Source organism: Streptomyces sp. NBRC 110028 (assembly GCF_001417735.1).
GTDB lineage: Bacteria > Actinomycetota > Actinomycetes > Streptomycetales > Streptomycetaceae > Streptomyces.
This window is the reverse complement of sequence record NZ_BBUZ01000022.1, coordinates 775,835-798,553: the sequence shown is the minus strand read 5'-3', so window position 1 is coordinate 798,553 and position 22,719 is coordinate 775,835. Positions and strand designations below refer to the sequence as shown.

General features: G+C 70.6%; 25 protein-coding genes, 1 tRNA gene and 1 pseudogene. 12 read left to right on the top strand and 15 right to left on the bottom strand.

Going from position 1 to position 22,719, the window contains the following annotated elements; all coding sequences use genetic code 11:
- Positions 1-9: 9 nt before the first annotated feature.
- The 3 genes from ASC60_RS03760 to ASC60_RS03750 all read left to right on the top strand — a co-directional run bounded on the left by ASC60_RS03760 (position 10) and on the right by ASC60_RS03750 (position 2,369).
- Positions 10-1,095 carry an S-(hydroxymethyl)mycothiol dehydrogenase gene (locus tag ASC60_RS03760; RefSeq protein WP_055546570.1) on the top strand — a complete coding sequence of 362 codons (1,086 nt, stop codon included), beginning with the start codon at positions 10-12 and terminating at the stop codon, positions 1,093-1,095.
- 23 nt (positions 1,096-1,118) lie between these two features.
- Positions 1,119-1,757: an MBL fold metallo-hydrolase gene (locus ASC60_RS03755; protein ID WP_055547204.1), complete on the top strand. Its 639-nt coding sequence runs from the start codon at positions 1,119-1,121 to the stop codon at positions 1,755-1,757.
- A 114-nt stretch (positions 1,758-1,871) separates the two neighbouring features.
- On the top strand, positions 1,872-2,369 hold the full coding sequence (locus ASC60_RS03750; protein WP_055546568.1) for a hypothetical protein: 498 nt from the start codon (positions 1,872-1,874) through the stop codon (positions 2,367-2,369).
- A gap of 213 nt (positions 2,370-2,582) precedes the next feature.
- Here ASC60_RS03750 and ASC60_RS03745 read toward each other — a convergent pair whose 3' ends face one another.
- Both ASC60_RS03745 and ASC60_RS03740 read right to left on the bottom strand, forming a co-directional pair.
- Positions 2,583-3,224 (bottom strand): DUF4142 domain-containing protein, encoded by a 642-nt coding sequence (locus tag ASC60_RS03745; protein WP_107096968.1) that lies wholly within the window; start codon positions 3,222-3,224, stop codon positions 2,583-2,585.
- A gap of 249 nt (positions 3,225-3,473) precedes the next feature.
- A complete protein-coding gene (locus ASC60_RS03740; RefSeq protein WP_055546564.1) occupies positions 3,474-3,836 on the bottom strand; it encodes a DUF6247 family protein in 363 nt (120 codons plus the stop codon).
- Between the two features lie 392 nt (positions 3,837-4,228).
- Between ASC60_RS03740 and ASC60_RS03735 the strand changes: the two genes are divergently transcribed.
- Complete coding sequence (locus tag ASC60_RS03735; RefSeq protein WP_079038129.1) at positions 4,229-5,458, top strand: acyltransferase; 1,230 nt, start codon at positions 4,229-4,231, stop codon at positions 5,456-5,458.
- Between the two features lie 12 nt (positions 5,459-5,470).
- Here the strand turns inward: ASC60_RS03735 and ASC60_RS40555 are convergent.
- Positions 5,471-5,608: pseudogene (locus ASC60_RS40555) on the bottom strand (NAD(P)-dependent oxidoreductase); the annotation flags it as partial.
- On the opposite strand from ASC60_RS40555, the gene ASC60_RS42605 reads away from it, so the two are divergent.
- Positions 5,595-5,987, top strand: coding sequence for a winged helix-turn-helix transcriptional regulator (locus ASC60_RS42605; RefSeq protein WP_234356762.1), 393 nt, complete (start codon positions 5,595-5,597; stop codon positions 5,985-5,987). The pseudogene ASC60_RS40555 and the gene ASC60_RS42605 overlap by 14 nt on opposite strands.
- A 77-nt stretch (positions 5,988-6,064) precedes the next feature.
- Here the strand turns inward: ASC60_RS42605 and ASC60_RS03725 are convergent, their stop codons facing one another.
- Entirely contained in the window at positions 6,065-6,955 is an 891-nt protein-coding gene (locus ASC60_RS03725) for a helix-turn-helix domain-containing protein (RefSeq protein ID WP_055546560.1), read from the bottom strand.
- A 133-nt stretch (positions 6,956-7,088) separates the two neighbouring features.
- Between ASC60_RS03725 and ASC60_RS03720 the strand changes: the two genes are divergently transcribed.
- On the top strand, positions 7,089-7,823 hold the full coding sequence (locus ASC60_RS03720) for an alpha/beta fold hydrolase (RefSeq protein WP_055546558.1): 735 nt from the start codon (positions 7,089-7,091) through the stop codon (positions 7,821-7,823).
- Between the two features lie 157 nt (positions 7,824-7,980).
- Here the strand turns inward: ASC60_RS03720 and ASC60_RS03715 are convergent, their stop codons facing one another.
- Both ASC60_RS03715 and ASC60_RS03710 read right to left on the bottom strand, forming a co-directional pair.
- On the bottom strand, positions 7,981-9,048 hold the full coding sequence (locus ASC60_RS03715; RefSeq protein ID WP_055546555.1) for a hypothetical protein: 1,068 nt from the start codon (positions 9,046-9,048) through the stop codon (positions 7,981-7,983).
- Positions 9,049-9,200: 152 nt separating this feature from the next.
- Positions 9,201-9,671, bottom strand: coding sequence for an ArsI/CadI family heavy metal resistance metalloenzyme (locus ASC60_RS03710; RefSeq protein ID WP_055546554.1), 471 nt, complete (start codon positions 9,669-9,671; stop codon positions 9,201-9,203).
- A gap of 78 nt (positions 9,672-9,749) precedes the next feature.
- On the opposite strand from ASC60_RS03710, the gene ASC60_RS03705 reads away from it, so the two are divergent.
- Genes ASC60_RS03705 through ASC60_RS03695 form a run of 3 tightly spaced genes read left to right on the top strand, consistent with a single transcriptional unit; the run spans position 9,750 to position 11,684 of the window.
- Positions 9,750-10,151: a helix-turn-helix transcriptional regulator gene (locus ASC60_RS03705; RefSeq protein WP_055546553.1), complete on the top strand. Its 402-nt coding sequence runs from the start codon at positions 9,750-9,752 to the stop codon at positions 10,149-10,151.
- Positions 10,151-11,263, top strand: coding sequence for an ACR3 family arsenite efflux transporter (arsB, locus tag ASC60_RS03700; protein ID WP_055546552.1), 1,113 nt, complete (start codon positions 10,151-10,153; stop codon positions 11,261-11,263). Before ASC60_RS03705 ends, arsB begins: the two co-directional genes overlap by 1 nt.
- The gene (locus ASC60_RS03695) at positions 11,256-11,684 is read left to right on the top strand and encodes an arsenate reductase ArsC (protein ID WP_055546551.1); all 429 of its coding nucleotides are present in this window, start codon (positions 11,256-11,258) and stop codon (positions 11,682-11,684) included. Before arsB ends, ASC60_RS03695 begins: the two co-directional genes overlap by 8 nt.
- A gap of 240 nt (positions 11,685-11,924) precedes the next feature.
- On the opposite strand, the gene ASC60_RS03690 is transcribed toward ASC60_RS03695, so the two are convergent.
- Positions 11,925-11,997: transfer RNA gene (locus ASC60_RS03690), tRNA-Thr, on the bottom strand.
- A 178-nt stretch (positions 11,998-12,175) separates the two neighbouring features.
- On the opposite strand from ASC60_RS03690, the gene ASC60_RS03685 reads away from it, so the two are divergent.
- A complete protein-coding gene (locus ASC60_RS03685) occupies positions 12,176-13,312 on the top strand; it encodes an ABC transporter ATP-binding protein (RefSeq protein ID WP_055546550.1) in 1,137 nt (378 codons plus the stop codon).
- 226 nt (positions 13,313-13,538) lie between these two features.
- Positions 13,539-13,958: a hypothetical protein gene (locus ASC60_RS03680; RefSeq protein ID WP_055546549.1), complete on the top strand. Its 420-nt coding sequence runs from the start codon at positions 13,539-13,541 to the stop codon at positions 13,956-13,958.
- On the opposite strand, the gene ASC60_RS42600 is transcribed toward ASC60_RS03680, so the two are convergent.
- Positions 13,939-14,076, bottom strand: a complete 138-nt coding sequence (locus tag ASC60_RS42600; RefSeq protein WP_234356761.1) for a hypothetical protein — start codon at positions 14,074-14,076, stop codon at positions 13,939-13,941. The genes ASC60_RS03680 and ASC60_RS42600 overlap by 20 nt on opposite strands.
- Here ASC60_RS42600 and ASC60_RS03675 point away from each other — a divergent pair.
- Positions 14,075-14,887, top strand: a complete 813-nt coding sequence (locus tag ASC60_RS03675) for a nucleotidyltransferase family protein (protein ID WP_055546547.1) — start codon at positions 14,075-14,077, stop codon at positions 14,885-14,887. The two genes, ASC60_RS42600 and ASC60_RS03675, sit on opposite strands and share 2 nt — an antisense overlap.
- A gap of 64 nt (positions 14,888-14,951) precedes the next feature.
- Here ASC60_RS03675 and ASC60_RS03670 read toward each other — a convergent pair whose 3' ends face one another.
- The 7 genes from ASC60_RS03670 to ASC60_RS03640 all read right to left on the bottom strand — a co-directional run bounded on the left by ASC60_RS03670 (position 14,952) and on the right by ASC60_RS03640 (position 22,258).
- A complete protein-coding gene (locus ASC60_RS03670; RefSeq protein WP_370592866.1) occupies positions 14,952-16,643 on the bottom strand; it encodes a DoxX family membrane protein in 1,692 nt (563 codons plus the stop codon).
- 430 nt (positions 16,644-17,073) lie between these two features.
- A complete protein-coding gene (gene rlmB / locus ASC60_RS03665) occupies positions 17,074-18,027 on the bottom strand; it encodes a 23S rRNA (guanosine(2251)-2'-O)-methyltransferase RlmB (RefSeq protein WP_055546545.1) in 954 nt (317 codons plus the stop codon).
- Between the two features lie 148 nt (positions 18,028-18,175).
- Complete coding sequence (gene cysS / locus ASC60_RS03660; protein WP_055546543.1) at positions 18,176-19,573, bottom strand: cysteine--tRNA ligase; 1,398 nt, start codon at positions 19,571-19,573, stop codon at positions 18,176-18,178.
- 106 nt (positions 19,574-19,679) lie between these two features.
- The gene (locus ASC60_RS03655; RefSeq protein ID WP_055546541.1) at positions 19,680-20,084 is read right to left on the bottom strand and encodes a PPOX class F420-dependent oxidoreductase; all 405 of its coding nucleotides are present in this window, start codon (positions 20,082-20,084) and stop codon (positions 19,680-19,682) included.
- Positions 20,085-20,242: 158 nt separating this feature from the next.
- Complete coding sequence (gene ispF / locus ASC60_RS03650; protein ID WP_055546539.1) at positions 20,243-20,737, bottom strand: 2-C-methyl-D-erythritol 2,4-cyclodiphosphate synthase; 495 nt, start codon at positions 20,735-20,737, stop codon at positions 20,243-20,245.
- Positions 20,727-21,500 carry a 2-C-methyl-D-erythritol 4-phosphate cytidylyltransferase gene (ispD, locus tag ASC60_RS03645; RefSeq protein ID WP_055546537.1) on the bottom strand — a complete coding sequence of 258 codons (774 nt, stop codon included), beginning with the start codon at positions 21,498-21,500 and terminating at the stop codon, positions 20,727-20,729. The genes ispF and ispD overlap by 11 nt, the downstream gene beginning before the upstream one ends.
- Before the next feature lie 275 nt (positions 21,501-21,775).
- Complete coding sequence (locus tag ASC60_RS03640; RefSeq protein ID WP_003953493.1) at positions 21,776-22,258, bottom strand: CarD family transcriptional regulator; 483 nt, start codon at positions 22,256-22,258, stop codon at positions 21,776-21,778.
- Positions 22,259-22,719: the final 461 nt, after the last annotated feature.

Genomic DNA, 22,719 nt, shown 5'->3' with positions numbered 1-22,719 from the left:
GCTGCTTCCATGACTCAACACGTACGCGGCGTGGTGGCCCCCGGCAAAGGCGAGCGGGTCCGCATCGAGACGATCGTGGTGCCGGACCCCGGCCCCGGCGAGGCGGTGGTGAAGGTCCAGGCGTGCGGCGTCTGCCACACCGATCTGCACTACCGGGAAGGCGGCATCAACGACGACTTCCCGTTCCTCCTCGGGCACGAGGCGGCGGGCGTCGTGGAGTCCGTCGGCGACGGCGTCACCGAGGTGGCCCCCGGCGACTACGTCATCCTCAACTGGCGCGCGGTGTGCGGCCAGTGCCGGGCCTGCCGCCGCGGCCGCCCCTGGTACTGCTTCGCCACCCACAACGCGTCCCAGCCCATGACGCTCACCGACGGCACCGCCCTGACCCCCGCCCTCGGCATCGGCGCGTTCGCCGAGAAGACGCTCGTCGCGGCGGGCCAGTGCACCAAGGTCGACCCCGCCGCCTCCCCGGCCGCCGCCGGGCTGCTCGGCTGCGGAGTGATGGCCGGCATCGGCGCCGCCATCAACACCGGCAACGTCGGGCGCGGCGACGCGGTCGCGGTCATCGGCTGCGGCGGAGTCGGCGGCGCCGCGATCGCCGGATCCCGGCTCGCCGGCGCCGCGAAGATCATCGCGGTGGACGTGGACGACCGGAAGCTGGAGCAGGCCCGCTCCCTCGGCGCCACCCACACCATCAACGGCAAGACCGCCGACGTCGTCGAGGCCGTCCGCGAGCTGACCGACGGCAACGGCGCGGACGTGGTGATCGAGGCCGTCGGCCGCCCCGAGACGTACCAGCAGGCGTTCTACGCCCGCGACCTGGCCGGCACCGTCGTCCTGGTCGGCGTGCCCACCCCGGAGATGAAGCTCGAACTGCCGCTGATCGACGTCTTCGGACGCGGCGGTGCCCTCAAGTCCTCCTGGTACGGGGACTGTCTGCCCTCCCGCGACTTCCCCCTGCTGATCGACCTCTACCAGCAGGGACGGCTCGACCTGGACGCCTTCGTCAGCGAGACCATCGGGCTCGACGACATCGAGGCGGCGTTCGACAAGATGCACCGCGGCGACGTCCTGCGCTCGGTGGTGATGCTCTGATGATCCCTGGTGGTGACACCGCGATGACCCCTCCGCCCGTACGCATCGACCATCTGGTCACCTCCGGCACCTTCTCGCTGGACGGCGGCACCTGGGACGTCGACAACAACGTCTGGCTCATCGGCGACGACCACGAGGTGTACGTCATCGACGCCGCCCACGACGCGGACGCGATCGTCGAGGCCGTCGGCGACCGCCGGCTGCTCGGCGTCATCTGTACGCACGGCCACGACGACCACATCGACGCGGCCCCGGACGTCGCCGACCGCACCGGCGCCCCGATCCTGCTGCACCCGGACGACGAGGTGCTGTGGCGGATGCGCCACCCCGACCGCGCCCCGGACAAGCCGCTGGCCGACGGCGACGTGCTCACCGTCGGCGGTACGCAGCTGCGCGTCCTGCACACCCCCGGCCACTCCCCCGGCGCGGTCTGCCTGCACGCCCCCGCCCTGACCACCGTGTTCTCCGGGGACACCCTCTTCCAGGGCGGTCCGGGCGCCACCGGGCGCTCGTACTCCTCGTTCGACACGATCATCGAGTCCATCCGGGAGCGGCTGTTCGCCCTGCCGCCGCAGACCGTCGTCCGCACCGGGCACGGCGACCCGACCCTGATCGCGGACGAGGCACCGCACCTGGAGGAGTGGATCGCGCGCGGCCACTGAGGCGACGACGCCGAGGCGGCACCGCCGAAGCGACGACGCCGAGGGCGCCCGGCCCCACCGCCCGGGCGCCCCTGCCGCCTTATCGGCCGGCCCCCGCATGACACCATCGACCCCGTGATCGACCTGGGCTACTCCCTTTCCCGCCGCTTCCCGGACCCGCCGCAGACGGACTACCGGAGCGCGGACACCCGCGCACTGCGCCACGACCTGTTCTGCGGCGACGTCTATCTCGCCGACACCGTGGCCGACCGCGAACTGTCCACAGCCTGGGGATGGGTTCCGGTGCTCGACTTCGCCTGGGCCCTGTGCGACATCGTGGAACGGCTGGACCGCGACCCGCGCGGCAGCCGGTCCGCCCGCCGCATCCACGAGGAGCTGGACTTCACCGAATCCGCCGACCGCATGCTCTTCGAGCGCCGCTTCGGCTGGGTGGACATCACCGCCGACTGGGTACCGCTCGAAGAGGCGCCGCTGACCTTCCAGCACTCCGCGCTGCGCCGCGAGGCCCGCGACTTCCTCCAGGACCTGATCGCCGACCTCGTCGACATGCACGAGGGGCTGGGCGACAACCCGGCGATCTGGGACCTCCAAGCACGCTACCCCCGCGTCTGAACCCCCGGCCCCCTTGCCCCACGAACCCCTTGACCCACGAACCCCTTGCCCCATGAACCCCTTGCCCCATGAACCCCTTGACCTGAACCGAGGTTGAAGTCGAAGGCTGACGTCGGCCGGCCCCTGGTCCCGTACGCGAAGCACGCGGGCGCCACCGTCGTGGGTCTCGCGGGCGGCCCGGCGAAGCCGGCGCGCGTGCGCGAACCGGACGCCCTACTTCGGCACGCTGGCCCCGACGTCGTCCAGCACCGCGTCCGTCACCAGCCCGGTGTCCTCCAGCACCGTCATGTGGTCCATCACGGTGTCGTTGGTCACCTGGGCCAGCCGCCGGACCAGATGGTTCTTGGTGGCGGCGCGGACCTCGCCGATGGTGATGAAGATCTTCCCGTGCGAGGCGCGCAGCAGATCCACGAAGAGCTGGTCGAACTTCTCGCCGTCGGCGGCCTTCAACTGCCGTACCCACGCCTGCTGTTCGGCCGAGGCCTCGTCCGGTATGGACGACGACAGCGCCTTCGCGTCCTCCCGCACCAGCTGGTCGAGCTTGCTGTGCCCGTCGAGCAGATGCGTCCCGGCCCGCTTGATCGCCTCGCTCGACGCCTGGGTCTGCGCCATCCGCCCGGCCGGGATCTCCCACAGCCCGGCCTGCCGGACCTTGACCAGGAACGTCTTGTCCAGCTCGCTCAGCGGCCCGGAGTTCGCGGCCTCCGCCCCCGGCGCTGCGGCCGCCCCGGCCCCACCGTGCGCGGACGGCATCCCGCTGTCGGTCACCGACTGGCTCCCCTCGTCATCCGCCTGGGAGACCCAGATCCCCGCCCCCGCGACCACCGCCGCCAGGGCGACACCGCCGGCCGTCATGCGGCTGCGGTTCGATGCTGCGCGGCTGCCACGCCCGTGAGTTGTCATCGTGCCTCCTGGTGGGGGGTGCTGGAGTACGCGAAACACTAAACTTTGCCTGCTGCAAAAAACCGCGTTCGTCAGGAGTGCACAAAAGCACCCACACCGCGCCCGGCTTGCCCCTACACTCCCCGCGCCCCAAGGCCTACCTGCCGCCGTGATCTGTGGGCGCGCACCACGGCCGACACCCCTCGGCCATGCGCGAGGCGGCTATCGCCCTACCGCCGGCGTCTCCCGATGCGCCGCGTCCATGATCTGCCGCATCTCGGCGAGCGCGGACCCCAGCGCCTCCCGGTTGGTCGCCTCCTCCGCCACGACCTCCAGCTCCCGCAGCCGTGCGGCCCGGGCCGGATACCGCTGAATCGCGACGAACTCGCCCCACCACTGGAGGAAGGTACGCAGCGGAGAGATCGTGCCGTTGCGCGCGGCCTGCTCGACGGCCCGGTCCAGATGCTCGACGAAGGCCGTCAGCTCCCCGGGCGCGATCTGGGCGACCGCCGCCCGCAGTGCCGACGGGGTGAGGACCGGCATCGGGATCAGGGGCCCGTCCTGGGCGGAGGACTGCTCGGTCATCACCAAATCTCCTGACACACCATCAAGCGATCGCCGGTCGCGAGCCTACGCCCGCGTCCCATCCGCCACACGCCCCTGACCTCTATTGATCGTTTGGCCTCGCCCCGGCAGCGGAAAGTGAACGCCCCGGACGACCTTTGTCCGCCTCGCGAACCGCTGGGTGGATGAAGCGTCGGAGAACACTGCGCGGCGCATCCACGAGGCTTTCCGGAACGACGGCTCCGCGCTATCCGAATTGCCGCCGTCTGTCCGGGCTGGGCGGGCTTCGGCGGCCGTAGCGTGAACCGCCCGTGGCCGTTGCGCCCGAGGTTCCGTCGGTTCCCCCTTGTTCGGTTCCCCCTTGTTCGGTTCCCCCTTGTTCGGTTCCCCCTCGTGAGGATGACGCAGGTCTGATGCAGGTCAGGTTTCAGCAGCCGCTTTCCCCGGCCGTCGACTCGCCCGGACGCGGTGGGGCCGCCGTGGCCGGGCGCACCGGCGGCGACTCCCCGCCGCGGACGGCCCCACCGCGTCCGGCCCCGCCAGGGACGGCCCCGACGCGAAAGGTGGCCACCGTCGGGCGGCCCCGGCTGTACGTCGTCGACGGCATCCGCCTGGTCGCCGCGCTCATGGTGGCCCTGCACCACTACGCGGGCACCAACCGGGCCAACCAGCCGGGCAACGCGATCTGGGGGCGCCCCGCGTCCGAGATCATGCCCACCCTGTTCCACTTCGCGTCCTTCGGCTGGATCGGCGTGGAGATCTTCTTCGTGATCAGCGGCTTCGTCATCTGCATGTCGTGCTGGGGCCGCACGCCGAAGGACTTCTTCGTCTCCCGCGTGATCCGCCTCTACCCGGCGTACTGGGTCGGCGTGGCCTTCACCACGGTCTCCATGATCGTCCTGCCGGGCGTATGGGACCGGCCGCCGGGGCGGGACATCCTGCTCAACCTCACCATGCTGCAGTCGGGTTCCGACGTGCCCGACGTCGACCTCGTCTACTGGACCCTCTGGTCGGAGCTGCGCTTCTACCTGCTCTTCATGGTCGTGGTCGCCATGGGCCTGACCTACCGCAGGGTCGTCGTCTTCTGCTGCGTATGGGGCGCGGCCGCGATGCTCGCCCCCGTGTCCACGTTCCCGCTGCTGGTCCTGGCGGCCGACCCCGGCGGCGCCTGGTACTTCATCGCGGGCCTCGCCCTCTACCTCATGCACCGCTTCGGCCAGGACCTGCTGCTCTGGGGCATCCTCGCCATGGCGTGGCTGATGGGCCAGCGCGAACTGGCGATGCGGGTCGCGTACGAGGACGTCTCCAGCTGGCGCGGCGCCGTCCTGATCTTCACCGTCTTCCTGCTCATCATGGTGGCCGTCGCGCTCGGCTTCACCGACCGCATCCGCTGGAGGTGGCTGGTCACCGCGGGCTGCCTGACCTACCCGCTCTACCTGATGCACTACGTCGCCGGCGTGTCCCTGCTCAACCGCCTGCACGACACCATGGACCCCCGCCTGCTCCTCGCCCTCGTCATCTCCGGCTTCCTGGCCCTGAGCTGGCTGGTGCACCGCTTCGTGGAACGCCCGGCGGCGCGGCTGCTGAAGCGCGGGCTGGAGTCCTCCTTCACCAGGCTCCGCTCCTTCGGCCGCGCGGCCTGACCCGCGTCCGTCTCAGCGAAGCAGCAGGTCGATCACCCCGGTCGTCCCCTCGTCGCCGTGTCCCGCGGCGAGACGGCGTTCCATCAGCGCCATGAACGGGCTCAGCAGTTCCGGGCTCACGCCCTGCTCCTCGGCGGTGCGCAGCCTCGTACCCCGCGCCCAGCCACGCCCGAGCGAGCGCGGCGCCCATCGCGCCGAGGCCGAGCACGGTGATCTTCTTGAGGTCTACGACGAGGTGCCGCCGCGCGTCGCGTACTCGCTGACCGCGTTCGGCACCTCGCTCAACGAGGCGCTGGCCCCCTCGGCGCCTGAGGCCGCGAGAACATCCTCGACGGCGCCCACCACGACTGACTCCGGCTTCTCCGTAGCCCCTCAGCTGCCCGGGCCCACCGCCGCGCCGTCCACGTGCCGCGATTCCACCGCCCTCCCCGGCACCAGGACGGCAAGGGTGCTGCGCGCTTCGCGCCGCAGCGAGCGGCGCCGCGCGAAGGTCGCGGTAAGAGCGAGAATCGAGATCGTGGCCCCGTAGAAGACGGCAACGATCGTGGAGAGGAGCCCGACCGTCATCGGGCACGCACCTTTCTTCCCCCGCTCGGCCCGCCCAACTCAACGTTCGAGGCGGGGCGTTGATGCGTTTCCGCTCCACCATACGTCCGCCGTCAACCGGCCGGTACCCAATTGCTGGATGGCGGAGGCCAGGAGCGCCAGCTTCCCGGCGCTGTCGGTGCCGGGATCCGGGTGGTGGACGACGAGCGTCTGGCCATCCGCGCCGCCGATGCCCAGCCGCTCTCGATTGAGCAGCAGCCGGCCGACCTGAGGGTGGTCGATGCGCATGGGTACGCCTTCGCATACGTGCACGTCATGGCGGGCCCAGAGGCGGCGGAAGCGGGTGCTGGCGAGGGAGAGTTCGCCGACCAGCTCGATGAACCGGGGGTCGTCCGTGGCGGTGCCGACGGACTCGCGGAAACCGGCGACCAGTCCCGTGGTGGCGTTCTCCCAGTCCGGATAGAGGGCCTGCTCGGCGGGGTCGAGGAACAGGTCCCGCAGCCGGTTGGCCCCCGCCACGAGGCGCGGCGACAGCGCCGTCGCCAGCGCGTTGGCGGCGAGGACGTCGAAGCAGCGGCCCTCGACGTACGCGGGCAGCGGGAGCGTGGCGACGAGCTTGCCGACGCCCGGAGGGACGGCCTCCGCCGGGGGCCGGGCCCGACGCCGCCGGGCTTTGGCCGCGCCCAGCCGCAACAGATGCGCCGTGGCGTCGTCGTCGAGCCGCAGCACCCGGGCGAGGGACTCCAGGACCTGCACCGAGGGGTTGCGGTCGCGGCCCTGCTCCAGGCGCAGGTAGTAGTCGGCGCTGATGCCCGCGAGCATCGCGACCTCTTCCCGGCGCAGCCCCGGCACGCGCCGCCGCCCGAGGGCGGGGATACCGGCCTGTTCAGGGGTGACGAGCTCGCGGCGGGCGCGCACGTAATCGCCCAGCGGATTCGGTTCGCCGGTCATCCCCCGACCCTAATGTGCCTTCTCGCCCGCGTGCCTGGCCCTGTCACCCCCAGGACCGCGGGGACCCTGGCCCACCCGGAGCCCGGGCACCAGCCTGATCAGCGACCCGGACATCCACGGCGAGGAGCAGCCCATGTCCTTGTATCTACTGATCCACGGTGCCTGGCACAGCGGCCGATGCTGGGAGCGGGTGGTTCCGCTGCTGACGTCGGCCGGCCACCGGGTGCTCACGCCGTCGCTGACGGGCTACGGCGACAAGGCGCATCTGCTCGGCCCCGAGGTAGGGCTCGACACACATGTCGACGACATCGTCAGCCTGATCGCCGAGGAAGACCTCACCGAGGTGATACTCGTCGGCCACAGCTACGCCGGGCTCGTCATCTCCTCGGTGGCCAACCGGATCCCGGACCGGATCGCGCGCTTGGTCTACCTCGACGCGATGGTCCCGGAGGACGGCGAGAGCGCGGCCGACATCATGCCCGTCACCCAGGGCCTGATCGACCTCGCCGTCGCGTCCGACAGCGGCTGGCGAGTCCCGCCGCTCCCCGAGCTGCCGCCGCCCGCGGGCCTGTTCGGGGTCACCGACCCGGCGGACGTGGCGTGGCTGCGTACCCTGCTGTCGGATCAGCCGGTGCGCTGCCTCCAGCAACCGGTCCGCCTGGACAACCCGGCCGCGCGCGCGATCCCCCGGACGCACATCCACTGCGTCGTCGGCGAGCCGGAGGGCTACGCCCGGCGCCCGGTCCCCCCGGTACAGCCCAACGGCACCCCGGCCCAGGTGTGGGAACTGCCGACCGGCCACGACTGCATGATCACGATGCCGGTGGAGCTGACCGAGCTGCTGCTCAGGCTCGCCCCACAGCCCTGAGACCCCACCGACGTCAAGCCTGGTGAACCAACTCGCACAGCGCGCGGTCGGCGAGCGTACGCATCACGGGCGCGGAAGGGCGGGACCCGGTGAGTGGGCCCCGCCCTTCCGCGCCGCTGTGGTCAGCAGCTCATGGCCGCGGTTCGGATCAGGCGGCTCACTCGGGGTCTTCGACGTCGTCGTCGGACTGGAGACCTTGCGTGGGGGGCGGGTCAAGGGCCCCGGTGGGGTTGGTGCATCCGGGGACGCTGCCTTCGGGGGCGCAGTTGTCCGGGGTGTTGTTGACGACCTTGGTGTTGGTGAGCGTCACCTGACCGCCCGACTGGTTGTCGATGCCGCCGCCGGCGGTGATCGCCGTGTTACGTGTGATCAGGCTGTCGACCAGTGTGGCGGTGGCGTTGGGGCCGAGGTTCGAGAGGCCCGCGCCTCTCACGGCGATGTTGTCCTTGAGGGTGGTCGACTTCAGGTTCAGGGTGGAGGTGTTCACGTTGCGGATGCCACCACCCTCGATGGCGGTGTTGCCCCTGATCGATACGGACTCCAGGGTCGCGGTGCCCAGTTGGTTCTCCAGACCGCCACCATTGCTGGTGACGGCCCGGTTCTTGATCAGGGCCCCGCCCTTCATCGTCATTGTGCCGTTGCCGGTGGTTGTGCCGTTACCGGTGTTGAGGACTCCGCCGCCGAAGCTGGCCGCGGTGTTGCGTTCGACGGTGGTGCGGTCGAGGTGGAGCTGTCCGCCGTTGTTGGAGACGCCACCACCGGTCACCGCGAAATTGTCCTTGAAGACGGTGTTCTTCAGGTTCAGCGTGCCCTGCTCGTTGAGGGCTCCGCCGCCAGAGTCCCTGCTGACGCCGCCGCTGACCGTGAGGGACTTCAGGGTGAGCGTGCCACCGGACACCACGTGGAAGATGCGGAAGCTGCCCGTGGCGTCCGGGTCGCGTCGGATGGTGGAGCCGTTGCCGGAGATGGTGACATCCCCGGTGATCTCGGGAAGCCCATCGTCCGGGTTGTCCGGCGTGGTCAGGGTGTAGGTGCAGCGGGACGCAAGCGTGATGCGACCGCCGTTGGCGTTGGCCTGGTTGATCGCATCCACCAGGCCGGAAATGTCGTTGCACCGCACGCGAGTCCCCTCGGCGGCACTGGCCGACCCGGTCGGCAGGACCGCGAGGGAGAGTCCCGCACCGACCGCGACGGTCATGGCGCCGGACCGCGAAATGAACCTCATCGCTACGCCTTCCTCAGCGCTGGAGTGAAGCGGCGCATCACCGGCATCAGCGGTCATGCTGGTCAACCGGGATGGCTGGATGACGTTCTCTTTCTAACGACAGGTGATCGCGCCCTCACCTGATGTGCCGCCAAACGGGTCCGGCCGTTGCCTCAGTGTTCGCTGCTCGTGGGGGTCTGGGGGGCCTCCGTCGGGGCAGGCTCGCCGGCGCAGCATGCGTCGGTGGTGTCGAGTGCCGCGCTCTTGCCCATCCGGTCGGCGTCGCCCTTGACGACGTAGACCTCCCACGGCTCCTCACCGGGGCCGTGGACCCAGACCTTGTCCTGGAGGGCGTAGCAGCAGGAGGTGTCGTTCTCCTCGAAGGTGGCGAGCCCGGCCTCCTTGAGGCGATCGGTGGCGGCGGTGACCTGGTCGGTGGAGGCGACCTCCACCCCGAGGTGATCCAGGCGCGTTTCCTGCCCGGCCTCTCCTTCGATGAGGACGAGCTTCAGTGGCGGCTCGGTGATCGCGAAGTTGGCGTATCCGGGGCGGCGCTTGACTGGCCCCACGCCGAAGAGCTTCGAGTAGAACTCCACCGAAGCGTCCATGTCGGGCACGTTGAGGGCGAGCTGAACACGAGACATGACCGTCCCCCATCTCATTACATCGATGTCCTTCGATTCAAGATTGCGCCTTGGATCGAAAGACGTCAACATAGAAGCATGTCGAAACAAGACCTCGCGGTGGTGGGCCAGGACAGCGTCGACGGCTGCTGCCCAGGACTGCTGACCGCTCCCCTGGACGAGGCGCAGTCCGTCGAGCTGGCGAAGGTGTTCAAGGCGCTGGGCGATCCGATCCGGCTGCGGCTGCTGTCGATGATCGCCTCCCGCGCCGGGGGCGAGGTGTGCGTATGTGACCTCACCCCCGCCTTCGAGCTGTCGCAGCCGACGATCTCCCATCACCTGAAGCTGCTGCGGCAGGCCGGGCTGATCGACTGCGAGCGCCGGGGCACCTGGGTCCACTACCGGCTGCTGCCGGAGATGACCGACCGGCTCGCCGGGATCCTCACCCGCCCCGCCGGACAGCCGCTGCCCGACCGTGCCGGGACGGCGGTGGACGCCTGATGACCGCCGAATCCATGACGGCGCCCGTTGCCGCGCGCCTGTCGTTCCTCGACCGCTTCCTCGCGGTGTGGATCCTGCTGGCGATGGCCGCAGGCCTCGGCCTGGGACGGCTCGTTCCCGGGCTCGGTGACGCCCTGGCGAAGGTGACCGTCACCGGCGTCTCCCTGCCGATCGCGCTCGGCCTGCTGGTGATGATGTACCCGGTCCTGGCCAAGGTCCGCTACGACCGCCTCGACACGGTCACCCGGGACCGACGCCTGCTGATCCTCTCGCTCGTACTGAACTGGGTCCTCGGCCCGGCGATCATGTTCGCACTCGCCTGGCTTCTCCTGCCGGACCTGCCGGAGTACCGCACGGGCCTGATCATCGTCGGCCTGGCCCGCTGTATCGCCATGGTCATCATCTGGAACGACCTCGCCTGCGGCGACCGTGAAGCCGCCGCCGTCCTCGTCGCCCTGAACTCCGTCTTCCAGGTGATCGCCTTCTCCGCGCTCGGCTGGTTCTACCTCACCGTGCTGCCCGGCTGGCTCGGCCTGGAACAGACCGGTCTCGACGTCAGCGTGTGGGAGATCGCCCGCAGCGTGCTGATCTTCCTCGGCATCCCGCTGGCGGCCGGCTTCCTCACCCGGCGCCTCGGCGAGAAGGCCAAGGGCCGGGCCTGGTACGAGACCCGGCTCATCCCCAGGATCGGCCCCTTCGCGCTCTACGGGCTGCTGTTCACGATCGTCGTGCTGTTCGCCCTCCAAGGGGACGCGATCACCTCCCAGCCGATGGACGTGGCGCGGATCGCGCTACCGCTCCTGATCTACTTCGCCGTGATGTGGGCCGGATCCATGGCACTGGGCAAGGCCGTGGGCCTGGACTATCCCCGCTCGACCACGCTGGCCTTCACCGCCGCGGGCAACAACTTCGAACTCGCCATCGCCGTCGCCATCGCCACCTTCGGCGCCTCCTCCGGGCAGGCCCTGGCCGGAGTCGTCGGCCCGCTCATCGAGGTCCCCGTCCTGATCGGCCTCGTCCACGTCGCCCTGGCCGCCCGCCGCCACTTCCCCCAACCCACCGCCGCGGCCACCGAGCGCACACCCGACGAGGAAGGCACCGCCCATGTCTGACCCCCAGAAGCCGGAGAAGCCATCCGTGCTGTTCGTCTGCGTCCACAACGCGGGCCGCTCCCAGATGGCCGCCGCCTTCCTCAATCACCTCGCGGGTGACCACATCGAAGTCCGCTCCGCCGGCTCGGCACCCGCCGAGCACGTCAACCCGGCCGTGGTCGAGGCGATGGCGGAAGTCGGCATCGACATCGCGGCAGAAATCCCGAAGGTCCTGACCGCCGAAGCGGTCCAAACCTCCGATGTCGTCATCACGATGGGCTGCGGCGACGCCTGCCCGTACTTCCCCGGGAAGACCTACCTGGACTGGAAGCTCGACGACCCGGCCGGCCAGGGCGTCACAGCGGTGCGGCCGATCCGCGACGAGATCCGCACCCGCGTCCACAACCTGATCGGCGAGATCATCACCGAAGACCGGCTGTGACCGGCATACAGAGTCGACCATGAGCTGCGCACGGCCATGGGGGCCACGGTCGCAGCCCGCCCTCCATGCTCTGTCCGTTGCCGGTGCACTCGAGTTCGTCCCACAGACGACGCGGGCCGCCCTGGTGCACGGAGGACGGCTCCGTCCGTTCGGCCGACGCACGCGCCCATGATCCGTCAGCGTGGACGCCGAACGCCCCGGACGAAGATCGTCCGGGGCGTTCGCGCAGCTCCCGCACAGAGCCGACTGTCGGGTTCGAACCGACGACCTTCGCTTTACAAGAGCGGTGCTCTACCAGCTGAGCTAAGTCGGCGTCCCCAGCAGTGTACCCACCACACCGGGGTGCTCCGTTCGAAAATTGTGGTGCCCGGAGTAGAGACAGGGTGGGGGTGGGCGGTATAGCGTCACGCCAGTCCACTTCAAGTGGACTAGACCCCTACCTTTACTCGGATCGTCCGGCACGTTCCTGCCGGTGAAGGGACCAGATCACCATGGCCACTGTCACGTATGACAAGGCGACCCGGATTTACCCGGGCACCGAGAAGCCCGCTGTCGATCAGCTCGACATCGCCATCGAGGACGGGGAGTTCCTCGTACTCGTCGGTCCCTCCGGGTGTGGGAAGTCCACGTCGCTGCGGATGCTCGCGGGGCTGGAGGACGTCAACGGCGGAGCGATCCGGATCGGGGATCGGGATGTGACGCACCTGCCGCCGAAGGACCGGGACATCGCCATGGTGTTCCAGAACTACGCGCTGTACCCGCACATGACCGTCGCGCAGAACATGGGCTTCGCGCTCAAGATCGCCGGGGTCAGCAAGACCGAGATCCGGCAGAAGGTCGAGGACGCGGCGAAGATCCTGGACCTCACCGAGTACCTGGAGCGCAAGCCGAAGGCGCTGTCCGGTGGTCAGCGGCAGCGCGTGGCGATGGGGCGGGCCATCGTGCGGGAGCCGCAGGTGTTCCTGATGGACGAGCCGCTGTCGAACCTGGACGCCAAGCTGCGTGTGCAGACCCGTACGCAGATCGCGAGCCTGCAGCGGCGGCTGGGGATCACGACGGTGTACGTCACGCACGACCAGGTCGAGGCCATGACCATGGGTGACCGGGTGGCCGTCCTCAAGGACGGGCTGCTGCAGCAGGTCGACACGCCGCGCAACATGTACGACCGGCCGGCGAACCTCTTCGTGGCGGGTTTCATCGGGTCGCCCGCGATGAACCTGGTCGAGGTGCCGATCATCGACGGCGGTGTGAAGTTCGGCAACAGCGTGGTGCCGGTGAACCGGGACGCGCTGGCCGCCGCGGCCGACAAGGGCGACCGTACGGTCACCGTGGGTGTCCGGCCCGAGCACTTCGACGTGGTGGAGGCGGGTGGCGCGGCGGCGAAGACGCTGTCCAAGGCCACCGACGACGCCCCGGCCGGTCTCGGGATCACCGTCAACGTGGTCGAGGAGACGGGCGCGGACGCGTACGTCTTCGGTTCGGCCGAGGTCGGCGGCGAGAGCAAGGACCTGGTGATTCGGGTCGGCAGCCGCCAGGTGCCGGAGAAGGGCGCGCAGCTGCACGTCGTGCCGCAGCCGGGTGAGGCCCACGTCTTCTCCACCTCCACCGGGGAGCGGCTCAGCGACTGAGCCAGGGTTTGAGGGAAGGCGTCGTCGGCCGCCGGTGCGCGGGGGCGGCGCCTTTCTCGTGCGGGGAAGCCAGATACATGGCGTTGTGGTGTTGTCGATAAATTCCTCGACATTTCGGTCTTTTCGATCGTGTTCGTCAACACGTCTGCGACCAACTACGGGTTTCCATCACCCGGCATGGTGACTCAATGTCGCCAAATCATCGCTCCTCGCTACGATCCCTCCCGTGAACACCGTAGCCCGCCGTATCGGCAGAACCCTCGCGCTCGTCCTCCCCGTCGTGCTCGTCCTCTCCGGAACGCTCGCCGTCACCCGCGTCCCGTGGGCCTCGCCGAGCGCCGAGTCGCAGATCCTCACCGCCTCCTCCGACCGCGCCTCCACCCGCGCCGTCCACCGCGCACCGCACGAGCTGCTGCGCGACCGGCTGCTCGCGGAGTTGCAGGAGAAGGATCCGGCGGTGGCCCTCACCCACCTCCAGGTCGCCACAAACGAACGGCCCTCGCTGGCCAGGCACTGCGCGGACATCGCCCGTGCGCTCGGCCGCGCCGCGGTCGCCAAGTACGGGGGGACGAAGCAGGCGCAGGCCTACGCCCGTCCCGTCTGCGACACCTCGTTCGCGTCCGGCATCACCCAGGCGTACCGCTGACCAGACCGCCGGGCATCAGATCACCGCGCACCACACCACCACGCACCACACCCCCGTCGGCCACACCCGGCTCCACTCCCCGTGCGGTCACCGCGCCACCGCATATGGTGCGATCCATGACCGATGACCTCCACAGGCCGGGGCACCACGCTCACCATCCGCACCCCCCGCGCCCCACACAGGCCGTCGTCCTGGCCGGAGGCCAGGGCTCGCGGCTGCGTCCGTACACCGACGACCGTCCCAAGCCGATGGTCGAGATCCCGGGTACCGGGACCCCGATCATCGGCCATCAGCTGGCCTGGCTGGCCGCCGAGGGGGTCACCGACGCCGTCGTCTCCTGCGGCCATCTCGCGGCCGTCCTCCAGGACTGGCTGGAGTCGGCGGAGCTGCCGCTGCGCGTGACGACCGTCGTCGAGAAGGAACCGCTCGGCCGCGGCGGTGGCCTGAAGTTCGCCGCCGCCCGGCTCCCTCACCTCGATGAGCCCTGGTACGCCACCAACGGCGACATCTGGACCCGCTTCTCGCTGCGCGAGATGGCCGACTTCCACCATGAGCGCGACGCCGTCGCGACGCTCGCGCTGGCCCGGCCGCGCATCCCCTGGGGGGCGGTGGAGACGGACGAGTTCGGTCACGTCCTCGACTTCATCGAGTCGCCGCCCTCCCCGTACCTCATCAACGCGGGCGTGTACGTCTTCTCCGCCACCTTCACCGGCCTGCTGCCGGGGCGCGGCGACCACGAGCGGACGACGTTCCCGCGGCTCGCCCGGGAGCGGCGGCTGGCCGGGTTTCCGCTGCCCCACGGGGCGTACTGGCGGGCCATCGACACCGCCAAGGACCTCACCGAGGCCGCCAAGGAACTCTCCGCCGGCCCTCCCCCGACCGGTCGCGGCTCGCTGGAGTCAACACCGGTCAAGCCGCTGCACGATTGAGCCCGCAGGTACGGGGAAGGGCCCTCCGCGCGGAGGGCCCTTCCCCGTACGCGGCGTACGGCCGTCAGCCGAGGAGGCCGCCCAACGCCGCCTCCTCCTGGGCCGGTTCGCCCTCGTCGTAGGAGCCGGCCGCCGGGGCGCCACCGCCCAGGCCGCCGCCCTCCGAACTCGTACCGCCCAGCCCCGCGGCGCCCGTGCCGTCGAGGTCCGGACCGCCCGGGGTCGTCATCGGGGCGGCGGGCCGGTTCGGGGTACGGGGGGCCGTACGGTGGCCGCGCCGCGCCTGACCGGGGCTGCCGGAGCCGCTCGCCGGGCCCGTCGCGCTGGGGCTGCCCGAGGTGGCGGACGCCGACGGGGAGGCGGAGGGGGTCGTACGGCCCAACGGGGCGCGGTGCGAGGGGGTTCCGGGGGTGTCCACCGCGCCGCCCACCCCGCCGCGCGGGCTGGTCTCGGGCTTCCGGGGCAGCGGCGAGCCGGGGAGGCTGTTCCTCGGCACCTCGCGCGGCTCGGGCGCGCGCACCGTCTCCGAGGACCGTACGGCGCCGCCGATCATCGAGCCGAGCAGCAGGGTGAGCCCTGCCACCACCATCGCCATGACGGTGCCCCGGCGCAGCACCCGCCGCCGCAGCGCCCAGAGTTCGACGCGCGGGCCGAGCCGCCGCCAGGCCTCGCCCGCGAGGCGGGCGTCGGCCGAGTAGACGGGGGCACCCGCGATGATCAGCGGGCTCCAGGCGGCGAGGTAGATGATGTCGGGGGCGTCGTAGACGGGGACGGTGCGCCAGCTCACGGTGAGGATCAGCGCGGCGGACAGCACCGCGCCGACGCAGGCCGCGAGCCGCTGCCACAGCCCGAGGATGGTGAGCACGCCGACCACGATCTGCAGGAACGCCACGGTCAGCCCGGCGCCCACCGGATGTTCCAGGGCGAGGTCGCGCAGTGGCTCGGCGATCGGCCAGGGGTGCAGGGACCGCAGCCAGGTGACCATCGAGCCGCGCTCGCCGCCGTCGAAGTACACCGGGTCGGAGAGCTTGCCCATGCCCGCGTAGACGGAGATGAAGCCGAGGAAGACGCGGAGCGGGAGGAGGACGACGCCCAGGTTCATCCGGCGGTCGGGGTAGTACGCGTGCCGCACCTGGTCGGAGGGGCGCCGGGGTCGCGGGACCTGGGGAGTCCGGTGGGGGTGGGGAGTTCGGTGGGCCGGCTGCGGCATCCGGCGGGTCGGCTGGGCCGCGTGGGGCCGGGGGACGCGTGGCGTCGGGCCGGTGCGGTGCGTGGCGTCCGACTCCCGCGGCCTCGGCGGGCGTCCGGTCTCTCCCGGCCTCGGCGGCCGCCCGTTCTCCGGCGCCGGGTCCCGGCGCGGGCTGCGCGGCCCGATGACCGTGGGCGGGCCGTCGTCGAAGGTGACCCGCGGCAGCACCTGCGTGGTGCCCACGTCCTCGGGGCCGTCCACGGTTTCGGAGTACCGCACGGCCTGCAGCAGTCGGGTCGCCGCCGTGTCCCCGCCGGGCCGGGTGCGGCCGCTCCACACCACGGGCGGGCGGCGCCGGGGCACGGCCCCGGTCCCGATACCGGCGTGCCGGGCCGTGTCCGCCAGCGCGCTGCTCACGACCGGGGAGGCGAGGTGCACCCGGAAGCTGGGGGGATTGACGGCGACCTTCGCAGGATCACACGGCACCTTGGCCATGGTCAGCTGCGGTTCGTCGTCGAATCCCGGCGCGCGTCCCGCCAGGGGCGTGCGGAATTTTCTGGTCTCCACGCTCAACTAACCGAGTGACCGGCGGGAAAGACACTGCCGGGGACGGTGTGATCTGTCGGGGGACCGTCAAGATCGTCCGGGGTGGGGACTGGCGGGGACGTACGCCCCGCCTCGCCCGACACACGCCTCACCGCCCCCGGCGTACGACTCACACCGCCCGACACACGACTCACCGCCCGGCGTACGCCTCACACACCGCCCGACACACGCCCCGTCTCGCCCGACGTACGACTCACACCGCCCGACACACGACTCACCGCCCGGCGTACGCCTCACACACCGCCCGACACACGCCCCGTCTCGCCCGACGTACGACTCACACCGCCCGACACACGCCCCGTCTCGCCCGGCGTACGCCTCACACCGCCCGACGCACGCCCGCCTCGCCCGATCACAGCGGAACACGGGCGGGGCGAGGCCGGCCACGCCGTTACGACCGGCGCCGCGACGCCTCGTACAGCACCACGCCCGCCGCGACACCCGCGTTGAGCGACTCCGCGCCGCCCGGCATCGGGATGCGGACCCGGAAGTCGCAGGTCTCGCCGACCAGTCGGGACAGTCCCTTGCCCTCGCTGCCGACGACGATCACGACCGGGCCGTCCAGCGCCTCCAGGTCCTGCAGTTCCGTCTCGCCGTCCGCCGCGAGGCCGACGACCGTGAGGCCCGCCTTCTGGTAGGACTCCAGCGCCCGGGTCAGGTTGGTGGCGCGCGCCACCGGGGTGCGGGCGGCGGTGCCGGCGGAGGTCTTCCAGGCGCCGGCGGTCATCCCGGCCGCGCGCCGCTCCGGTACGACCACGCCGTGGCCACCGAAGGCGGAGACGGACCGCACCACGGCGCCCAGGTTGCGCGGGTCGGTGACGCCGTCGAGGGCGACGATCAGCGGGTCCTCGCCCTCGTCGAAGGCGGCCGCGCTCAGGTCCTCGGGGTGGGCGTAGTCGTACGGCGGGACCTGGAGGACGAGGCCCTGGTGGTTGAGCCCGTTCGTCATCCGGTCCAGCTCGGCCTTCGGGGCCTCCATGAGGTGGATGCCACCGCGGTCGGAGGCGATCTTCAGCGCCTCGCGCACCCGGTCGTCGCTGTCGATGAACTGCTGCACGTACAGCGTGTTCGCCGGGACGCCCTCGCGCAGCGCCTCGACCACCGGGTTACGGCCCACCACCAGCTCGTTCGTGCCCTTGGCACCGCCGCGGCGCGGGGCCGGGCGCTTGGCGGCCTGCCGGGTACGGGCGTTGGCGATGCGCTGCTTGGCGTGCCCCTTGCGCGCCTCGGCGGGCGGGGTCGGGCCCTTGCCCTCCAGGCCCCGGCGCCGCTTGCCGCCGCTGCCGACCGTCGCGCCCTTCTTGTTGCTGGTACGGCGGTTCCTGCGCTGGCTGTTGCCGGCCATGAATGTCACCCATCTCTTCACTGCTCAGCGCTGCTCGGCAAACGGCAAACGTCGAACGCCACACGCATCTACGGTCTACGGTCACATATTCGGTCACCAGTGTGCCGCCCGGCTCGGCGGGCGGCACAACGGCCCACGAAGGACGAGGTCAGCGGGTGCCCAGCTCCCAGCGCGGGCCGGACGGGGTGTCCTCGATGACCAGCCCGGACTGCTGCAGCTGGTCGCGGATCGCGTCCGCCGTCGCGTAGTCCTTGCGGCCGCGCGCGGCCTGCCGCTGCTCCAGGACCAGCCGTACGAGCGAGTCGACCACGCCGTGCAGATCCTCGCCCCGGTCCGAACCGCCCGACCAGTGCTCGTCGAGCGGGTCCAGGCCCAGCACACCGAGCATGGCGCGCAGCTCGGCCAGCCGCGCGACGGCCGCCTCCTTGTCGTCGGCGGTGAGGGCCGAGTTGCCCTGGCGGACGGTGGTGTGGACGACCGCGAGCGCCTGCGGCACCCCGAGGTCGTCGTCCATCGCCTCCGCGAAGGCGGGCGGCACATCGGCCGCCGGCTCGACGTGCCCGGCCTTCTCCACGACTCGCTGGATGAAGCCCTCGATGCGCGCGAAGGCGGACTCCGCCTCGCGCAGCGCCTCCTCGCTGTACTCGATCATGGAGCGGTAGTGCGGGGTGCCCAGGTAGTAGCGGAGCACGATGGGGCGCCAGCGCTTGACCATCTCCGAGACCAGCACCGAGTTGCCGAGCGACTTGCTCATCTTCTCGCCGCTCATGGTGACCCACGCGTTGTGCACCCAGTACGTGGCGAAGTCGTCGCCGAACCCCTTGGCCTGCGCGATCTCGTTCTCGTGGTGCGGGAAGATCAGGTCGACGCCGCCGCCGTGGATGTCGAAGGCGCTGCCCAGGTACTTGTGCGCCATCGCCGAGCACTCCAGGTGCCATCCGGGGCGGCCGCGCCCCCAGGGGGTCTCCCAGCTCGGCTCGCCGGGCTTGGCCGCCTTCCACATGGCGAAGTCGCGCGGATCGCGCTTACCGGTCTCGCCCTCGCCACTGGGCTGGCGCAGCCCGTCCAGATCCTGGTTGGAGAGCCGGAGGTACTCGGGGTACGAGCGCACGTCGAAGTAGACGTTGCCCTCGGCCGCGTAGGCGTGACCCCGGTCGATCAGGCCCCGCATCATCTCGATCATCTCGGGGATGTGACCGGTCGCCCGCGGCTCATAGGTCGGCGGCAGGCAGCCGAGGACGTCGTACGCGCTGGTGAAGGCGCGCTCGTTCGCGTAGCCGATCGACCACCACGGGCGGCCCTGGTCGGCCGACTTGGCGATGATCTTGTCGTCGATGTCTGTGACATTACGGACGAACGTGACGCCATACCCGCGGTACGCGAACCAGCGGCGCATGATGTCGAAGTTGAGCCCCGACCTGATGTGCCCGATGTGCGGGGCAGCCTGCACGGTCGCGCCGCACAGGTAGATCGAGACGCAGCCCGGCGTGAGCGGGGAGAAGTCACGGATCTGCCGGGCACCGGTGTCGTACAGGCGAATAGTCACGCGTCAAGGGTAGTCGGAACCCGGCAGTGCCCCGCGACCCGTCGGCCGCGGGGACACAGAAGCGTGACACTTCTCCGTGACGCTTGCTTCTCCGTGGCACGCCCCCTCAGAGGCTGCCGACGACCTTGCGGGGAGCGATCCGCACGACGATGCGCTCACCGTCCTGGTCGGCGGCCGGGTTGAACTCGGCGTACCTCTTGCCCGCGTACTTCAGCGACAGCTCGTCGATCAGGTCCTGGCCGCCGTCGGTGGTGTAGCTCGCCGTGCCGCGGATCTCGGCGTACGTGTACGGCGCGTCCGCGGGCTGGACCAGGACCGTGACACGGGGGTCGCGGTCGATGTTCTTCTGCTTCCGCCGGCCCATGGTGGTCGAGAACAGCAGCTCGTCGCCGTCGCGCTTCACCCACACCGGTGACAGCTGAGGGCTGCCGTCGGGCTGGGTGGTGCCGATGATGACGAAGACGCGGGTGTCGAGGACGCGTTTGAGGTCCTCGGAGAGTGTGGTGGTCACGGGGTGCTTCCTTTCCTCGCGCCGGCCGGGCGGTGGTACGGCCGGGTGGTGGTACGGCCGGGTGGTGGTACGGATGGGGTAGGGGTTACCCGATCCGTACCCCACACACCGTCAGGGCATTTCGGTTCCGGACGCGGAACGGCCCGTACGGCGGAGACTCAACGCCGCACCACCAGCGCGGTCGCCACCGCCGCCAGACCCTCCGCCCGGCCGGTCAGGCCCAGCCCGTCCGTCGTCGTACCGGACACCGAGACCGGGGCGTCGATCGCCGACGAGAGCGCCTTCACCGCCTCGTCGCGGCGCTTGCCGATCTTGGGGCGGACTCCGATCACCTGGATCGCCACATTGCCGATCTCGAAACCGGCCGCCCGCACGATCCGGGCCGCCTCCGCCAGCAGCGTCACCCCGGACGCGCCGGACCACTCGGGGCGGTCGGTGCCGAAGTGGGCGCCGAGGTCGCCGAGTCCCGCGGCGGAGAAGAGCGCGTCACAGGCGGCGTGAGCGGCCACGTCACCGTCGGAGTGCCCGGCCAGGCCGTACGCCTCGCCCTCCCACAGCAGACCGGCGCACCACAGCTCGCGGCCCTCCTCGAAGGCGTGCACATCCGTGCCGATGCCCACCAGGGGGAGCGCCGCCTGAGCGTCAGAAGCCATCGTTCGCCCTCCTGCGCGCGAGAACCGCCTCGGCCAGCACCAGATCCAGGGGCCGGGTCACCTTGAACGCCTCCTCGTGGCCGGGCACGACCACGACCTCGACGCCCATCCGCTCGACCATGCCCGCGTCGTCCGTCGCGCCGTCGCCCTCCAGGACGATCTTCTCGTGCGCGGCGGCGAGCGTGGCCCGGTCGAAGCCCTGCGGGGTCTGCACGGCGCGCAGCAGGGCGCGCTCGGGGGTGCCGACCACCGGCTCGGGCTCACCGGCCCGGTCGCCGGTGCGCGGCTCGACCCGCTTGACGGTGTCGGTGACCGGCAGGGCCGGAACGACGGCGGGCGAACCGTCCCGTACGGCGGCGACGACCGCGTCCACGGTGTCCACGGGAACGAGCGGGCGCGCCGCGTCGTGCACCAGCACCGTCGTGACGGTGTCGGGGACGGCGGCCAGGCCCAGGCGCACCGACTCCTGGCGGGTCTCACCGCCGGGGACGACGACGACCTCCGTGGTCCCGGTGAGCGGGTACGCGTCGAGCAGTCTGCGGACCTCGTCGGCACCGTCCGGCGGGGCGACCACGACCACCAGGGAAACGGCGCGGGATCCGGCCATCGCCCGAACGGCGTGGACGAGCATCGGCGTACCGCTCAGCGGGCGCAGCGCCTTGGGGGCGCCCGGGCCCAGCCGCACGCCACGACCCGCTGCGGGGATCACGGCGGCGGTGCGGGCAGGACGCCCGGGGTCGCCGGCAGGCGGGGTTACGGACATTGAGTTGGCGTTCAGGTTTGCTTCCTCGGCCGAAATGGGTATGGCCACAGCGTGCCGGGCGCGATGCCCCGACCGGCCCCTTCCGTGACGACTGGTCGAGCCAGCTGCCCGGGCCCGGCACACTTTGCAACACAACAGCGACACCACAAGCGGTCTTGCGCCATGGGCTTGGATGTGGTGGGCTGAGGTGCCTGTGTGCGAACATGCCGCAGCGCCCGGCGAACAGACTTACAGGGAGCAGGTCTGCATCACTCGGGCACCGCGGCATCTATGCGTCAGGACGCGAGTACCTCATCCAGCAGGGCCTCGGCCTTGTCTTCATTGGTGTTCTCGGCGAGGGCGAGCTCGCTCACGAGGATCTGGCGCGCCTTGGCGAGCATGCGCTTCTCGCCGGCGGACAGTCCGCGCTCCCGCTCTCGGCGCCACAGGTCACGCACGACCTCGGCAACCTTGATCACATCACCGGAGGCGAGCTTCTCAAGATTTGCCTTGTAGCGACGGGACCAGTTCGTGGGCTCTTCCGCATACGGTGCGCGCAGCACCTCGAAGACTCGGTCCAGCCCGTCCTGGCCGACCACATCACGCACACCGACGAACTCCGCATTGTCCGCCGGTACACGAACCGTCAGGTCACCCTGAGCGACCTTCAGCACCAAGTAGGTCTTGTCCACGCCTTTGATCTGACGAGTTTCGATGGCCTCGATCAGCGCGGCCCCGTGATGGGGATAGACCACGGTGTCGCCTACCTTGAACGTCATGTGACAGGTACCCCTTCCGTGGCTATCCAGGGTAACACGTGAACGCCTTCTTCTGAATGGCGTTTTCGCAGGTCAGGGCATATCTCGGGGCTTGACAACAGCGGCTGGGACGTGCTGGGCACGGTGGGCGGAACCGGGTATTCGCAGGTGGGAGCGGTTGTCCGGGCGGCGCGAAACCGGCGCGTTACGTACCCCGAGAGCATCATGCGGGTGGCCGTACGTCCCGTTTTGCCGGAGTCCGGTCGATGGACTTCCGCTACTCCGTTCGGCCGAGGAGCGACAGATCCGGCCCCGATTCCCGAATTGATCACGGCCGTGCTGATCATGCCTGTGAGACATCCGTGGTCAAGTGCGTGATCAATTCTTCGGACGTCCACGGATTCCTTACCGATAATCTCCCCGATCTGTCACCGAACCGATATTCAGGGTGGTCGGGAGGGTCGTCGCGGAAGCGCGGTGAG